Here is a 16,327-nt window from a genome sequence, read left to right on the forward strand (position 1 = left end):
TGTCAGCCGCTGAGCATGGCGTGCGGGCCGGGCAGGGCGACGCGGAAGCAGGCGCCGCCGGCCGGCACCGGCACGTACTCCAGGCGCGCCTGGTTGGCCCGGCACAGCTCGCGGGCGATGTACAGGCCCAGCCCGGTGCCGTGCTCGGAGGTGGTGAAGAACGGCCGGAACAGCTGTGCCGCCACCGCCTCGGGAATGCCGGGGCCGCGGTCCATCACGTCGACGATGGCGCTGCGCTCCTGCAGCGCCACGCGCAGGCGCACCCGCGCCGGCTCCTCCATCACCCGCCCGTACTTGAGCGCGTTGTGCACCAGCGCGCTGAGGATCTGGTGCAGGTGTTTGGGATCGACCAGCGCGTGCACCGGCTGCGGGGCGAGGATCGCTTCGAGGCTGTCGGTCTCGATCGACAGGGTCTGCCGGTACTCCAGGACAAAGCGGCGCACGAACGCGCCCAGGTCCAGGTTCTCCGGATTGGAGCGCTCGCGCCGGGCCAGGCCGAGCACGCTCTCGACGATGCCGTTGGTGCGCTGGCACTGCTGGTGGATGATCTGCAGCAGGCGGCGGTCGGCATCGCCGATCGCCGGCGATTCCTCCAGCAGCTGCGAGGCGTAGTTGATCGCGGCCAGCGGGTTGCGGATCTCGTGGGCCAGGCTGGCCGAGAAGCGGCCCAGCGCCGACAGCGTCAGCGATTCGGCGCGCCGCGAGACCACCGTGGCGTCGTCGAGGAACACCAGGGTCAGGTCGCCCTCGGCCAGCAGCCGGGCGAAGCGCGGCTGCACCTCCGGCTGGTCCGGCGACAGCTGCAGCGGGCTTTCGTCCTGGTTCCAGCCGTTGCGCCAGCGCTGCAGGCGTCGGGCCAGTTCCGGCGCGGCGCTGGCCAGGTCCAGCCGGCCGCTGCCACTGTTGCCGTCGGTATCGCCGAGCAGGGCCGACGCGGCCTCGTTGGCCAGCGTCACCCGGTTCTGCGCGTCCACCACGAGCACTCCGGTGCGCATGCGGCGGATGATCAGTTCGTTGATTTCGTAGAGATTGGCCACCTCGGCGCCACGGCGCTCGGCCAGGTGCTGGCTGGTGCGCGCACGCTGGCCGATGCGGTTGCAGATGTAGGCCACCGCCAGGTAGCTGGTGGCGAACATCGCCAGTTCGGCCAGGCTGCGGGTATTGTCGGCGCCGTCCAGCACGCTCCAGACGTATTCGGCCAGCGTCGCCGCCGAGGCGGTCAGGGCGATGGCGATGCCGCCGCGCAGGCGCAGCAGCATTGCCGCGGCGGCGACGTTGAACAGCAGCATCATCGCGATGCCGGCGCTGGCCGCGGGCAGGGCATGCGCGGCCAGGGTCGCGGCGACGATGTCGGCCAAGGCGCTGAAACCGACGATCGGCGCCAGGTGCGCCTCGTTGCGCCCCCACATCAGCAACGCCAGCGCCACCGCCAGGTAGGCGGTGGACAAGGTGGCGGCCAGTTGCGGGTAGCGCGGTTCGCCCACCAGCACGCCGAGCGGGCTGAACACCAGGGCGGCGATCAGCCCGGCCACCAGCACCCGGTACAGCGCGAAGAAGTACAGCTCGCGGCGCGGAATGGACTCGATGCGATCGATGAGCGAGGCGCTGGTGGGCAAGCCGGACTCCGGGCGGACAGCGGACGGCGCGAGTATAGGGGCGGCGCCGTCTACGCGGAGGGCGACCGGGGCGGTGGCGACCTGCCTGGGCCGTCACCGCCCTCGACGGGGAAACCGCGATTGCCGTCGCCGGCGGCCCGGCGCCGGATCGGGGCAAGGGCCAAGGACGACGTCGCGGGGTGAGGGCAGCAAGGCGTGGGCGGCCGAGTGCCCGCTCCACCCGGCGGTGCCACCGCGGACCCCGCCGGAGGCCTCGGTCGGGCCAGGCCGCCGGCGCTTTTGCGCCGCCGCCCTCGGTCGGCGACAATAGGCGTCCCGTCCGTACCGCTCCCGGCCGCCACTCAGGGCCCGGATCGCTGCGGGACGGCCGTTCCTTTTCCCACGGTGACGCATGAATTTCCACGAATATCAGGCAAAACAACTGCTTGCCGAGTACGGCATCCCGGTCCCGGCCGGCAAGGTCGCGGCGACTCCGGAAGAAGCGGTTGAAGCCGCCAAGTCGCTTGGCGCTGGCCCTTGGATGGTCAAGGCGCAGATCCACGCAGGTGGCCGCGGCAAGGCCGGCGGCGTCAAGTTCTGCAAGACCACCGACGATGTGAAGGCCGTTGCCGAGAAGCTGCTCGGCACCAAGATGGCCACCTACCAGACCGCCGGCGTCGAGCTGCCGATCAACCTGGTGCTGGTGACCACCGCTGGTGAGATCGTCAAGGAGCTGTACCTGTCGGTGCTGGTCGACCGCGGCACCCGCACCATCAGCTACATCGCATCGAGCGAAGGCGGCATGGAGATCGAACAGGTCGCCGCCGAGACCCCGGACAAGATCCACACCCTCAACGTCGACTTCGTCGAGGGCGTGCAGGGTTACCACGGCCGCGACATCGGCTTCAAGATGGGCCTGACCGCCAAGCAGGCCGGCCAGTTCGCCAGCATCATGGTCAACCTGTACCGCATCTTCAACGAGAAGGATCTGGCGCTGGTGGAGATCAATCCGCTGGCCATCCTCGACGACGGCAACCTCTACGCGCTGGACGGCAAGTTCAACAGCGACGACAACGCCAACTTCCGCCACAAGGAACTGGTCGCCATGCGCGACAAGTCCCAGGAAGACGAGACCGAAGTGACCGCTTCGGAGCTGGACATCAACTACGTCACCATGGACGGCAACATCGGCTGCATGGTCAACGGTGCCGGTCTGGCCATGGCGACTATGGACGTGATCAAGCTCAACGGCGGCGAGCCGGCGAACTTCCTGGACGTGGGCGGCGGCGCCAACAAGCAGCGCGTGATCGAGGCGTTCAAGCTGATCCTGTCCTCGGACAAGGTCGAAGGCATCTTCGTCAACATCTTCGGCGGCATCGTCCGCTGCGACATGATCGCCGAGGGCATCATCGCGGCGGTCAAGGAAGTGGGCGTCAAGGTTCCGGTCGTGGTGCGCCTGGAAGGCACCAACGTGGAAGAGGGCAAGCAGCTGCTGCGCGACAGCGGCATGGCCATCATCCCGGCCGACAACATCAACGACGGCGCCAAGAAGGTCGTTGAAGCTGTCAAGAACGCTGCCTGATCCACGACACCAAGGAACTCCAATGTCTGTTTTGATCAACAAGAACACCAAGGTGATCGTGCAGGGCTTCACCGGCCAGCAGGGCACCTTCCACGCCACTCAGATGATCGAGTACGGCACCCAGGTCGTCGGCGGCGTCACGCCGGGCAAGGGCGGCACCACCCACATCGACCTGCCGGTGTTCAACACTGTGGCCGATGCCGTGCAGAGCACGGGCGCCGACGCTTCGGTGATCTACGTGCCGCCGCCGTTCGCGGCCGACGCGATCCTGGAAGCGGCTGCGGCCGGCATCAAGGTCATCGTCTGCATCACCGAAGGCATCCCGGTGCTGGACATGCTGCGCGTCAAGAACGTGCTGACCCGCTCGCATCCGGACACCGTGCTGATCGGGCCGAACTGCCCCGGCGTGATCACCCCGGGCGAGTGCAAGATCGGCATCATGCCGGGCCACATCCACAAGCCGGGCAAGATCGGCATCGTCTCGCGTTCGGGCACGCTGACCTATGAAGCGGTCAAGCAGACCACCGAGGTCGGTCTGGGCCAGTCCACCTGCATCGGCATCGGCGGCGACCCGATCAACGGCCTGAACTTCGTCGACTGCCTCAAGCTGTTCAACGAGGATCCGCAGACCGAAGGCATCATCATGGTCGGCGAAATCGGCGGCGACGCCGAGGAAGCCGGTGCCGAGTACATCGCCAAGCACGTCAAGAAGCCGGTGGTCGGCTTCATTGCCGGTGCTTCGGCCCCGGCCGGCAAGCGCATGGGCCACGCCGGTGCGATCGCCTCGGGCGGCAAGGGTACGGCCGAGGGCAAGTTCGCGGCGATGGAAGCCGCAGGCGTCAAGACCGTCCGCTCGCCGGGCGACCTGGGTGCGGCGATCGCCTCGCTGGTGAAGTAAGCCGTCAGCGCTGCGGCAGCGACCCGCCTTCGGGTGCGTCGTTGTCGCCGCCGCTGTCCGGAAAGGCCTCGCGCAAGCGGGGCCTTTTTCGTTCCGGTTGGCCGGTGTGCGGCATCGTTGCGGCGTGCCCGGCGCGACGGGCCGGGTGCGGACGGCCACGCGATGCAGCCGACCAGCCCCTGCGCAATCAAGCGTTTGCGCCATCCCCAGGGGCGCCACTCGTCCCTGTCGACCCGCCATTGGTCCCCAGGCCTGGGGTTGCCGTCCCTGCTGCGCTGACAGGGCCCGGCACGACTTCGACACTGCCGCCACTTTCTTCGGCAGCGACAGGAGCGGATGCGTGATCAGGCGATGGCGGACAGCGGTATGCGGGGCGGGCATGGCGATGGGTATCGGCGGCATCTGCGCGGCGGCGCCAGGCGACTGGGCCAGTTATGCCGGCGCGCCCGGCGGCGGGCAGTACTCGCCGCTGACCCAGATCACGCCGGACAACATCGGCCGGCTGCGTATCGCCTGGTCGTTCCGCACCGGCGAACTCGGCGCGGGCCTGCCCGATCCGGAACGGCGCCGCTTCGAGGCCAATCCGCTGGTGCTGGGTGGGCGCATGTATCTCACCACCGGGACCGGCATCGCCTTCGCCCTGGATGCGACCAGCGGCCGCGAACTGTGGTCGTTCGATGCCAAGGTGCCGCGCAACAAGCACTACAGCGACCCGGCCTCGCGCGGGGTGAGCTTCTGGCGCGACACCCAGGCGACGGCCGGCGCGTGCCGCGAGCGCATCGTGTACGGCACCCTGGATGCGCGGCTGATCGCGCTGGATGCCGCCGACGGCAAGCCCTGCGCCGGATTCGGCAAGGACGGCACGATCGACCTGCATGCCGGCATCGACGTGCACGACAACGCCAGCGATCCCTGGGCCAACTATGCGGTGACCTCGCCGCCGGTGGTGGCCGGCGACGTGCTGGTGGTCGGCAGCTCGATCGGCGACAACCGCGGGCATGCGCTGGAGCAGGGCGTGGTGCGTGGCTACGACGCGCGCAGCGGCCGCGAACTGTGGCGGTGGGATCCGGTGCCGCGCGATCCGGTCAAGGCCACCGCCGCCGGCTGGCAGCCGGAGCAGGCGGCCACGGTCGGCGGCGGCAATGCCTGGGCGCCGCTGTCGGTGGATGCGGCGCTGGGCCTGGTCTACGTACCGACCGGCTCGGCCAGCCCCGACTATTACGGCGGCGAGCGCCTGGGCGACAACCGCGACGCCGACTCGCTGGTGGCGCTGGACCTGCGCAGCGGGCGCCGGGTGTGGGCGCAGCAGTTGGTGCATCACGATCTGTGGGACTACGACCTGGCCTCGCAGCCGGTGCTGACCACGGTGCAGACTGCGCAGGGACCGCGCGCGGCCGTATTGCAGGCGACCAAGACCGGCTTCCTGTTCGCCTTCGACCGTCGCGACGGCACGCCGCTGTTCCCGATCAGCGAGGTGCCGGTACCGGCCTCCGACGTGCCGGGCGAACGCGCCTCGCCGACCCAGCCGATGCCCGAACCGGGGCTGCGCCTGGCGCGGCACACGCCGCTGACTGCCGCCGACGCCTGGGGGGCGACGCCCGGCGCGCGCCGCGAATGCGCAGCGCTGATCGCCGGGCTGCGCTCGGAAGGCCTGTTCACCCCGCCCAGCGTGCGCGGCACGATCGCGCTGCCGGGCTGGGCCGGCGGCGTGAACTGGGGCGGCATCGCGGTGGATCCGCAGCGCCAGCTGGCGATCATGCCGGTGTCGGACCTGCCGATGCAGGTGGCGCTGATCCCGCGCGACCAGTTCAGCAAGGCCGAGCATGCGCGCCATCCGGACCAGCAGTTCAACGACATGGAAGGCACGCCGTACTACATGCGCCGCGGCATGTTGAGCTCGTCCGGTGGCATTCCCTGCGTCAAGCCGCCGTGGGGGCGACTGGTGGCGGTGGATCTGCGCACGCGCAAGATCGCCTGGGAGCGCCCGCTCGGTACCCTGGAAGAGAAGCTGCCGTGGCTGCCGCTGGAGGTGGGCACGCCGCTGCTCGGCGGCGCGGTGACCACGGCCAGTGGTCTGACCTTCATTGCCGCGGCGGCCGATGCGCGCCTGCGCGCGCTCGACAGCGCCACCGGCAGGACCCTGTGGGAGGCCAAGCTGCCGGCCGGCGGCCAGGCCACGCCCTCGGTCTATGCGGTGGGGGGCAAGCAGTACGTGGTGATCGCAGCGGGGGGACGTGAGGGCATGGGCACGATGGGCGACCACGTGGTCGCCTACACGCTCGACGGCACGGGCAAGGACGTGGTGTTCCAGCATGGCGTTGGCGTGCGCATGGCGGTGCTGGGCCTCGCCGCGCTCGGGTTATGTGCGGGAGTGGTGATGCTGTTGCGGCGTTGGCGCCGGCGGCGCCTTGAGCGGACTGGCGCTGGCATCCGCTGAAGCGCATGGCGGTGGCTGGCCGGCGCTTCGGGGTTGATTGCAGTCGGGACTGAAGTCCCTCCCACAGTGACGCCTCTGCACGTGCTTTCCCTGGAGTGAGCGCGGCTTCGGCGGCGACGCGCGGCGCATGCACCAGCGATTTCTATTGGTCGTGCATGTTGCTCGATTGTGGGAGCGACTTCAGTCGCGACGCGGGGCGCCTGGCCAAGCGCCTTTCTCGGGCGCGCGCAGCGGAGAGAACATCCCACGGCATCGCCGCGGATGTCGCCATGTGCGCATCCAAGATGCGGCCTGCGTGGGCTACATGCCCACACTCCAACGTGGCGGCACGCGCATCATCGGCCGCAACCCGGCACAGCGCTACACTGCGCATGGGGCCGTGCGATGCAACGGCGCCGCGGCAGGTGCGATTCGCTCGTGTGGCGCCTGACGGTCTTCCATTCGTTCCTGCAAGGTTGCCTATGTCCGCTTCCCTCCGCCTCGCCATGGCCCAGTTCGATTTCCCGGTCGGCGCCGTGACCCAGAACACCGACCGGATCATTGCGTTGATCGAGGAGGCGCGCGACGAGTACGGCGCCGACGTGGTGCTGTTCCCGGAACTGGCGGTCAGCGGATATCCGCCGGAAGACCTGCTGCTGCGGCCGGGTTTCCTGGCCGACTGCGAGCGCGCGGTGCAGCGCATTGCCGCACAGGTGCGCGGCATCGTCGCGGTGGTCGGCTGGCCGCAGAGCGCCGGCAGCGTGGTCTACAACGCCGCCAGCGTGCTGCGCGGCGGCCGCATCGAGCGCACCTACCGCAAGCGCGAACTGCCCAACTACGCGGTGTTCGACGAGCGCCGCTATTTCGATGTCGACCCGGACGGCGAGAACTGCGTGTTCGAGGTCAAGGGCACGCCGGTCGGCCTGGTGATCTGCGAGGACCTGTGGTTCCCGGAGCCGCTGGCGGCGACCGTGCGGGCGGGCGCGGAACTGGTGCTGGTGCCCAATGCCTCGCCCTACGAGCGCGGCAAGCATGCGCAGCGCGATGCCTTGCTGGCCGAGCGCAGCCGCGAGAGCGGCGCGGCGCTGGCCTATCTCAACGTGGTCGGCGGCCAGGACGCGCTGGTGTTCGACGGCGCCTCGGTGGTGGCCGACGGCGACGGCACCGTGCATCCGGCGGCGGCCGCCTTCACCGACCAATGGCTGGTGGTGGAGTACGACACCGCCGCGCGCCGCTTCGCGCCGCTGCGCTGGACCGACGACGGCGACGAGAGCATGGATGCGCTGGCCTGGCGCGCGGTGGTGCGCGGGCTGCAGGACTACTGCGCCAAGAATCGCTTTTCCAAGGTGTGGCTGGGCCTGTCCGGCGGCATCGATTCGGCGCTGGTGCTGGCGATGGCGGTGGACGCGCTGGGCGCGGACAACGTCACCGCGGTGCGGCTGCCGTCGCGCTATACCGCCGACCTGTCCAACGACCTGGCCGCGGATCAATGCCGCACCTTGGGCGTGAAGCTGGAGACGGTGGCGATCGAGCCGGCGTTCGAGGGCCTGCTGAGCGCGCTCGGCCCGCTGTTCGCCGGCACCGAGCCCGACGTCACCGAGGAGAACCTGCAGTCGCGCAGCCGCGGCGTGATCCTGATGGCGCTGGCCAACAAGTTCGGCGGCCTGCTGCTGACCACCGGCAACAAGAGCGAGTACGCGGTCGGCTACGCCACCATCTACGGCGACATGTGCGGCGGCTACGCGCCGCTGAAGGACCTGTACAAGACCGAGGTGTTCGGCCTGGCGAAGTGGCGCAACACGGTGGGCGGTGCGCCGGTGATCCCGCCGGCGGTGATCGCGCGGCCGCCCTCGGCGGAACTGCGCGCCAACCAGACCGACCAGGATTCGCTGCCGCCGTACGACGTGCTCGACGGCATCCTGTATCGCTACGTCGACCAGGAGGAATCGCGCGACGAGATCGTCGCCGCCGGCTATGCCGCCGAGGTGGTCGACCGGGTGGTGCGGCTGGTGCGCATCAGCGAATGGAAGCGCCACCAGGCCGCACCGGGACCGAAGGTGTCGCGCCGCGCGTTCGGGCGCGAGCGGCGCTATCCGATCAGCAATGGGTATCAGGCCTGAGGGTTACTCGGAAAAGCCGGGACCCGGGACCCGCGATTTTTCCGCGAGTGCAAGGCGGTTGCGATTGCACTGTGGGAGGGACTTCAGTCCCGACGGGCGTTACCGGGAAAGAAGCCTGTCGGGACTGAAACCCTCCCACAAAAGTTGCTTGATAGCGATTTTGCTGCGGACACCATCATGATGTCCCGAGTCTCGCAGGACTACGGCTTTTCCGGGTCCCGGGCCCCGGGCCCCGGATCCCGGCTCTGCAGCAACCGCAACCCAAACGCATCCCCCGGCGCATTCCAGCCGTGGCTGACGCGCAGGCCGGCCTCGGCGGCCATCGCCGCAAAGCTCTGGTCGGTGTACTTGTGGCTGTACTCGACCTGCATCGCTTCGCCTTCGGCGAAATCGAAGCGGCGCCCGGCCACCGTCACCTGCTGCGCGCACTGGCTGACCAGGAAGGTCTCGATGCGCTCGCGCGCTTCCGAATAAACGGCATGATGGCGGAACTGCGCCAGGTCGAAGTTGCTGCCGATCTCGCGGTTGAGCCGGCGCAGCAGGTTCAGGGTGAATTCGGCCGTGACCCCGGCGGCGTCGTTGTAGGCGGCCTCCAGCAGCGCCGTGTCCTTCACCAGGTCGATGCCGACCAGGGCGCAGCCGTCCGCGCCCATGGTCTGGCGCATCGAGCGCAGCAGGGCGATGCCGTCCTCGCGGGTGAAGTTGCCCAGGGTCGAGCCGGGGAAGAACACCAGGGTGCGGCGTGCGCCGCGCTGTGGTGCCGGCAGCGCCACCGGCGCGGTGAAGTCGGCGCACACCGGCAGCATCTGGATGTGCGGGAAGCGCTCGGCCAGCCGCGTGGTGCTGGACATCAGCATGTCGCGGGAAATCTCGATCGGCGTGTACGCCACCGGCATGCGCAGGCCGTCCAGCAGCAACTGGGTCTTGCGGCCGCTGCCGCTGCCCAGTTCCACCACGTGCGCGCCGGTGCCCACCGCCTGCGCGATCGAGGGCATGCGCGCTTCCAGCAAATCCAGCTCGGTGCGGGTCAGGTAGTACTCGGGCTGGCGGGTGATCGCCTCGAACAGGCGCGAGCCCTCGGCATCGTAGAAGTATTTGGACGGTAGCTGCTTGGGGCTGCACGACAGGCCGGCGATCGCATCGGCGGTGATGTCGTCCGGCTGCGGATGCAGGTCGGTCAGGGCGGCTTCGGTGAGGGCACGGGCGGTTGCGGCATTCATGCGGAATCCTTGGCCAGGCGCACGCCGGCGAACTGCCACCGCGCATCGGAGGGGAAGAAGTTGCGGTAGCTGGCGCGGATGTGGTCGCGCGGCGTGGCGCAGCTGCCGCCGCGCAACACCCACTGCGCGTTCATGAACTTGCCGTTGTATTCGCCCAGCGTGCCCGACCACGGGCGGAACCCGGGGTAGGGCAGGTAGGCGCTGCCGGTCCATTCCCAGACATCGCCGAACAACTGCTGCAGGCCGGTATCGGCCGGCGCCGTCGACTGAGGATGCAGTGCATCGGTGTCGACGAAGTTGCCGGCAATGGCGACACCGGTGGCCGCCTGTTCCCACTCCGCCTCGGTCGGCAGGCGCGCGCCGGCCCAGCGCGCGAAGGCATCGGCCTCGAACAGGCTGAGATGGCACACCGGCGCATGCGGATCGCGTTCGCGCCAGCCGCCGAGGGTGAATTCGCGCGTGCCGTCGGCATGCCAGTACAGCGGGCGCTGCCAATCCTCGGCGCACCGCTGCGCCCAGCCGTCGCTGAGCCATAGCCCGACCGTGGCATAGCCGCCATCGTCAATGAACTCGTCGTATTCCGCATTGCTCACCGGGCGGCTGGCCAGCGCATGCGCCGGCACCAGCACGCGATGCCGCGGCGATTCGTTGTCGTAGGCGAAGCCGGCATGCGCAGGCCACGGTGCGGCACCGATCTCGCCGATCTGTTCGTCGCGCTGCAGCCAGCGCAGCGGGGACGCCGGCGCGTGCTGCGTCGCCAGGTCGGCGCGATAGGCCGGGCCCAGCGGGTTGCGCCAGAACGCGTGCTTGATGTCGGTGAGCAGCAACTCCTGGTGCTGCTGCTCGTGCTGCAGGCCCAGTTCCAGGATCTGCAGCGTCTGCGGCTCCAGCGTGCCGGCCTGCAACTGCGCCAGTACGCGGGTTTCGATCTCGCTGCGGTAGTCCAGCACCTGCGCCAGCGATGGCCGCGACAGCAGGCCGCGATGCGGCCGCGCATGCGCCGGACCGATGCTCTGGTAGTAGCTGTTGAACAGGTAGTCCCACTGCGGATCGTGGGGGCGGTACGCCGGATCGGCGCCGAGCACGAACCGCTCGAAGAACCAGGTGGTGTGCGCCAGATGCCATTTGGCCGGGCTGGCGTCGTCCATGCTCTGCACCATCGCGTCTTCTTCGCTCAATGGTGCGGCGAGATGACGGCTGCGTGCGCGCACGCGGCGCAGGCGGTCCGCCAGCGTCGCGACGGATGCGATGGGCGAGGGCGGTGACGCAGGAGAGATCGCTTGCATCGATGCAGTCTTAGCGCAGCGGCGTGAACGGACCGTCACGCGTCGCGGACCGCGGCGTTACCCTAGACACATGTCTACGAGCGCCTTGCACCACCCTGCCGGTTCGGCGTCCGCCGGCGCCCTGGTCGATCTCGATACCGCGGCGGAGGCGTTCGCGCTGCCGCCCGGCGTGCGCTACCTGGACACCGCCAGCAAGGGGCCGCGCCTGCACCGGGCACTGGCCGCGGGGCACGCGGTGCTGGCCGAGTCGATCGCGCCGTGGACGTTGTCCTTCGATGCCTGGCGCGCGCAGATTGAAGACCTGCGCGCGCTGGCCGCGGCCACCGTGTTCTCGGGCGACGGCGAGGGCGTGGCGATGGTGCCGTCGGCCGCCTATGGCCTGGCCATCGCGGCGCGGCAGGTGCCGTTGGTGCCCGGCGATGCGGTGCTGCTGCTCGATGGCCAGTTTCCGTCCAACCTGCTGGCGTGGCAGCAACGCTGCGCCGAGAGCGGTGCGCACCTGGCGGTGGTGCGGCGGGTGCCAGGGCAGGACTGGACCGACGCGGTGCTGGCCACGCTCGACGCGGAGCCGCGCGTGCGCGTGGCGACCCTGCCCAACGCCTACTGGCGCGACGGCAGTCTGTTGGATCTGGACCGCATCGCGCCGCGCGTACATGCGGTTGGCGCGATGCTGGTGCTGGACGTGAGCCAGAGCCTCGGCGTGTTGCCGGTGCAGTTGGACGCCTGGCGGCCGGATTTCGTGGTCTCGGTCGGACACAAATGGCTGCTCGGACCGATGGGGCTGGCATGGCTGTGGGCCTCGCCGCACTGGCGCGCGCACGGCGTGCCGTTCGAGCAGCACTGGCAGGCGCGCGACCCGGGGGCGGATTGGCAGTTCCCGGCCGAGGCGCCGCCCCCGTACCGCAACGGCGCGCGTCGCTTCGATGCCGGTGGCGTGGCCGATCCACTGCGGCTGGCGATGGCCAGCGCGGCGCTGCAGCAGGTGCAGCAGTGGCAGCCGGCGCGCATCGCGCAGCGACTTGGCGCACTTGGTGCGGCATTCGACGCGGAGTTGCACGCGCTGGGCGCGGGCGACTGGACCGTGCCTGGGCATGCGCCGCACCTGTACGCGCTGCGCCCACCAGCGTCGTCGATGCCGGCCTTGCTGCCATGGCTGCAGCACGCGCAAGTCATCTGCACCCATCGCCATGGCGCCCTGCGCATCGCGCCCTATCTGCAGTTGACGCCGGAGGCGATGCGCGGCCTGGCGCAAGAGATGGTGGCTGCGGTGCGTGCTTGAGCGCGCGTGCGTGCGGTTGTTGTCTGTCTTCGGTTTCGATGGGAAGGCAATCGACTACTGGTCCGCATCGTCGATCCTGTTTGATGCATGGCTTCAGCCGCGACCCGATGCCGCTGTGATGCGTTAGCGCGGGTGCGGGTTGCCGAAGGCCGGCCACATCGCTGATGCCCGCGGTGCTGGCTTGACCTACCGCCGCGCCGCCAGGCGCAATCCACGCGGGGTCAGCACCCGTTCCAGCAGCTCGAACAGGCCCTGGACCAGCAGCGCCAGCAGCGCGGCCGGCACCGCGCCTTCCAGGATCAGGCCGAGGTCGTCCAGGCGGATGCCGGTGAGGATCGGCTGGCCGTAGCCGCCGGCGCCGATCAACGCGCCCAGGGTCGCGGTGCCGACGTTGATCACCGCCGCGGTCTTGATGCCGGCGAGGAGAGTGCGCAGCGCCAGTGGCAGTTCGATCCGCCACAGCCGCGTGCCCGGCGGCAGGCCCAGCGCGGCGGCAGTCTCGCGCAGCTCGCGCGGGATGCCGGTGATGCCGGCATGCATGTTGCGCACGATCGGCAGCAGGCTGTACAGGAACAGCGCGGCGATCGCCGGTTTGGCGCCGATGCCGAACAGCGGGATCATGAACACGAACACCGCCAGCGACGGCAGCGTCTGCAGCACGCCGGTCAGGGCCAGCACCGCCTGGCCGAGCCGTGGCCGATGCGCGGCCAGGATGCCCAGCGGCAGCGCCACCAGCAGGGCCAGGCCCAGCGACAGTCCGACCAGCGCCAGGTGCTCGCGGGTGCGTTGCAGCAGCCGTTGCATCCGTCCGTCCTCGGCAGGCGTGGCGATGCCCAGCCAATGCGCGGCGATCGCGCTCTCGGCGCGCTTGTCGAGCTTGGCCTCGGCGTTGAGCCGCTGCATGGTCGCCGCGTCGATGCGCCCGCCCAGCCCCTGCAGCGCCTGCACGAAGCGCGGCGCGCGCTGCGCCAGGTCGGCGCGGTACAGGAACACCGCGGCGTAGCGCGGGAAGTAATGCCTGTCGTCCTGCAGCACCAGCAGGTCGTGCGCGGGGATCTCGGCGTCGGTGCTGTACAGGTCGGTGAGGTCGATCGCGCCGCTGTCCAGCGCGCGGTAGGCGAGGTCGTGGTCCAGACCGGTGGGCACCTGCGGCAGGCCGTAGGCGTCGCGCACGCCGGGCCAGCCGTCGGCGCGCGAGACGAATTCGTTGCTCAGCCCGAATGTCAGCGTCGGATGCGCGGCCAGGTCGGACAAGCGCGCGATGCCCAGCGCCTGCGCGCGTTGCCGGCGCATGCCGAACGCATAGGTGTTGTCGAAGCCCAGCGGCGCGCTCATCGCCAGGCCGCGCTGCGCCAGCGCCTTGCGCAGCGCGGCGTCGTCGGCGCCCGGCAGTTGCAGCAGTTCGGCGGCCAGCGTGCCGGTGTACTCGGCATAGGCGTCGATCGAACCCCGCTCCAACGCACGCCACAGGATGCGGGTGCCGCCGAGCTGGCGTCGATGTTCGACCTTGACCCCGGCCTGGCGCCCGGCGCCGGCGGCGATCTCGCCCAGCACCACCGCTTCGGTGAAGTTCTTCGAGCCGACCACGACCTTGGCATCGGCAGCGGCCGTCGGCAGGCTCAGCAAACTGGCTGCTGCACCGAAGGCGAGCAGCGCGACCGCGCGCCAGTGCGCGCCTCGCGAGGTCATCGCGCCTCCTCCAGGGTGCGCTGCGCCTGCAGGAACTGGCTCACGAACGGATCGGCCGGCGCCTCCAGCAAAGTGCGTGCACTGCCTTCCTGCAGCACGCGGCCGCCGCGCATCAGGACCAGGGTATCGCCCAGGTAGGCGGCCTCGGCGACGTCGTGGGTCACCAGCACCACGGTCTTGCCGAGCAGCGCGAACAGTTCGCGCATCTGCGTCTGCAGTTCGTGGCGCACGATCGGGTCGAGCGCGCCCAGCGGTTCGTCCAGCAGCAATACCGGCGGGTCCAGCAACAGGGCGCGGATCAGTCCGACGCGCTGGCGCTGGCCACCGGACAACTCGGCTGGATAACGCGCCAGCAGCGCTTCCGGCAGGCGGCACAACGCAGCGAGCTCGTGCAGGCGCGCCTCGATGCGCGGCCGCGTCCAGCCCAGCGTGCGCGCCAGCAGGGCGGCGTTGTCGCGGGCGCTCAGGTGCGGGAACAGGCCGCCTTCCTGGATCACGTAGCCGATGCGCCGGCGCTGCGCCAACAGGGTGGCGCGACGCAGTGGCTCGCCCTGGAAGCGCACCTCGCCGCTATCCGGCCACTCCAGCCCCAGCAGCAGGCGCAGCACACTGGACTTGCCGGCGCCGCTGGGACCGATCAACGCGGTGGTGCGGCCCGGGGCGATGCGAAGATCGACCTGGTCCAGCGCCAGCATGTCGCCGTAGCGGCGGGTGACCCGATGCAGTTCGAACATCGCCGCAGCATAGCCGCAGGCGGCGACCACGCCGTGCGAAGACGCCGCGGCCTCAGCGGGCGGTGTCGGTCAGCAGGTCCAGCGTCGGTTTCGGCCGGCCCCGGGTCGTACATCAGGCCGAAATGCGCCTCCGCGCCCTGCTGGTCCGGCTGGTCGAGCAGTTCGTAGAGATTGATCTCGGCGACCACGTCGGCATAGTCGCTGCGCAACGTCTGCAGTAACTCCGCCACGCTGTCGTAGCAGGCGCCGTCGCCGGGATGGCCGCCATCGGTGTTGCCCGTGTAGATCTCGGCGCAGTTGAGCTCGTTGACGTACACCTTGGTGCCGTATTTCTGCGCGGCGGCGCGCAATTGTCCGAGATACAGGTCCATCCAGTAGCCGCGTTCGCCGTGGAAGGCGTAGTAGTGGAAGCTGATCCGGTCGAAGTCGAAACCGGCGGCCTTGGCCTGATCGAGGAACCACAGCGAGCCGTTGCGGTCGCCGGGGCAGCGCGCGCTGGCCGAATGGTCGTCGCTGTTGCAGGCGGTGATGTTGATGGTGAATTGCAGGCCGGCGCCCAGTTCGTCGGAGGCCTGCTTCATGCCGCGGTACATCGTGGTCATCGCAGCGATCCGCGCCGGGGCGGCGGCACGGTCCAGGTCCTGCTCGTTGCCGATCTCCCAGACCTTGATGTCGTTGGCATAGCGGCGCGCCAGCGCGTAGCCGATCTCGCGCGACATCGGGTACACCATCGGTCGCAGCGCGATGTTGTACTGGCGCGAGAGCTGCACCAGCCGGTCGAGCACGGCGAAGTTGCGCGGGTCCACGTCGAACCGGTAGCTGCGCAGGTTGCGCTGATCGAGCAGGCGGAACACCGCCTCGCTCCGGCTGAGCGGGTAGGCCGGGCGGCCGTCGTGGCCGTTGACCCCGTACACGATGGCCGGTGCCGCGGTGGCAGGTGCGGCAGCGACGGCGAGGAGGGCAGCGAACAGGCGCAGCAGCGGGCGCAGCAGGGACAGAGACATGGCGTTCCCGGCGGAAGCGGCCCGGGGCGGGCACGGGACCAGCCTAGCAAGCCCGGCCACGGGCATCGGCGCCAATTCCCGGGACTGCGGTGCGGGTCGCACTCCGCCGGGATCGGCCTGGAGGCGCGCCATGCCGGGCGTCCAGTGACCGGGACTGGCGCTGCCTGGCGACGCGCGCAGCTGCCTCGCCTTGGGTGCCCGCTGGTGTCGTCATGGCCGCCTGCAGCCGCCGCGCGCAGGTGCCCGGGTGGACCGCGGGGGCCGATCGGCGCTGCCCGGAAACGCGACAGGGGCCTTGCGGCCCCTGTCGGTGTGCATCGTGTCGGCGCGGTGGATCAGCGCTGCATCTGCGAATTCGACTGTCCGGTGGCGGCGGACTTCTCGCCGGCGAACGGGTTGAGCTTGCGGATCATCCACGGGTACTTCGGCCAGTTGCCGGTCAGCCACGGGTGCTGCGGGTCGTTGAGTTCGAGCACGCGGCGCGCGTCGGCGGCCAGGGTCTTG

The 16,327-nt window shown here is 69.9% G+C and carries 10 protein-coding genes and 2 pseudogenes; 5 read left to right on the forward strand and 7 right to left on the reverse strand.

Translation table 11 applies throughout. The annotated features are described in order from the left end of the window. Positions 1 to 2 precede the first annotated feature (2 nt). Positions 3 to 1,616: an ATP-binding protein gene (locus CEK66_RS05420; protein ID WP_152236204.1), complete on the reverse strand. Its 1,614-nt coding sequence runs from the start codon at positions 1,614 to 1,616 to the stop codon at positions 3 to 5. Between the two features lie 391 nt (positions 1,617 to 2,007). Here CEK66_RS05420 and sucC point away from each other — a divergent pair, with 391 nt between their 5' ends. From sucC to CEK66_RS05440, 4 genes are all read left to right on the forward strand, one after another. Beyond that, on the forward strand, positions 2,008 to 3,177 hold the full coding sequence (sucC, locus tag CEK66_RS05425) for an ADP-forming succinate--CoA ligase subunit beta (protein WP_010342227.1): 1,170 nt from the start codon (positions 2,008 to 2,010) through the stop codon (positions 3,175 to 3,177). 22 nt (positions 3,178 to 3,199) lie between these two features. Then, positions 3,200 to 4,075 carry a succinate--CoA ligase subunit alpha gene (gene sucD, locus CEK66_RS05430; protein WP_010342226.1) on the forward strand — a complete coding sequence of 292 codons (876 nt, stop codon included), beginning with the start codon at positions 3,200 to 3,202 and terminating at the stop codon, positions 4,073 to 4,075. A 379-nt stretch (positions 4,076 to 4,454) separates the two neighbouring features. Next, entirely contained in the window at positions 4,455 to 6,512 is a 2,058-nt protein-coding gene (locus CEK66_RS05435) for a pyrroloquinoline quinone-dependent dehydrogenase (protein ID WP_152236205.1), read from the forward strand. Between the two features lie 461 nt (positions 6,513 to 6,973). Then, on the forward strand, positions 6,974 to 8,611 hold the full coding sequence (locus tag CEK66_RS05440; RefSeq protein ID WP_026143268.1) for an NAD+ synthase: 1,638 nt from the start codon (positions 6,974 to 6,976) through the stop codon (positions 8,609 to 8,611). 200 nt (positions 8,612 to 8,811) lie between these two features. Here CEK66_RS05440 and egtD read toward each other — a convergent pair whose 3' ends face one another. Continuing rightward, entirely contained in the window at positions 8,812 to 9,831 is a 1,020-nt protein-coding gene (gene egtD / locus CEK66_RS05445) for an L-histidine N(alpha)-methyltransferase (protein WP_152236206.1), read from the reverse strand. Next, positions 9,828 to 11,117 (reverse strand): ergothioneine biosynthesis protein EgtB, encoded by a 1,290-nt coding sequence (gene egtB / locus CEK66_RS05450; RefSeq protein ID WP_152236207.1) that lies wholly within the window; start codon positions 11,115 to 11,117, stop codon positions 9,828 to 9,830. Before egtB ends, egtD begins: the two co-directional genes overlap by 4 nt. A gap of 70 nt (positions 11,118 to 11,187) precedes the next feature. On the opposite strand from egtB, the gene CEK66_RS05455 reads away from it, so the two are divergent. Further along, complete coding sequence (locus CEK66_RS05455) at positions 11,188 to 12,396, forward strand: aminotransferase class V-fold PLP-dependent enzyme (protein ID WP_226978497.1); 1,209 nt, start codon at positions 11,188 to 11,190, stop codon at positions 12,394 to 12,396. Positions 12,397 to 12,582: 186 nt separating this feature from the next. Here CEK66_RS05455 and CEK66_RS05460 read toward each other — a convergent pair whose 3' ends face one another. From CEK66_RS05460 to CEK66_RS05475, 4 genes and pseudogenes are all read right to left on the reverse strand, one after another. Next, positions 12,583 to 14,049, reverse strand: a complete 1,467-nt coding sequence (locus CEK66_RS05460; protein ID WP_152236209.1) for a glycine betaine ABC transporter substrate-binding protein — start codon at positions 14,047 to 14,049, stop codon at positions 12,583 to 12,585. A 32-nt stretch (positions 14,050 to 14,081) separates the two neighbouring features. Beyond that, positions 14,082 to 14,819: an ATP-binding cassette domain-containing protein gene (locus tag CEK66_RS05465; protein ID WP_026144649.1), complete on the reverse strand. Its 738-nt coding sequence runs from the start codon at positions 14,817 to 14,819 to the stop codon at positions 14,082 to 14,084. A 36-nt stretch (positions 14,820 to 14,855) separates the two neighbouring features. After that, a pseudogene (locus CEK66_RS05470) lies at positions 14,856 to 15,823 on the reverse strand (hypothetical protein); the annotation flags it as partial. Between the two features lie 335 nt (positions 15,824 to 16,158). Next, a pseudogene (locus CEK66_RS05475) lies at positions 16,159 to 16,327 on the reverse strand (outer membrane protein assembly factor BamD); the annotation flags it as partial.

It is taken from the genome of Xanthomonas sp. LMG 12460 (assembly GCF_009192895.1).
Lineage (GTDB): Bacteria > Pseudomonadota > Gammaproteobacteria > Xanthomonadales > Xanthomonadaceae > Xanthomonas_A > Xanthomonas_A sontii.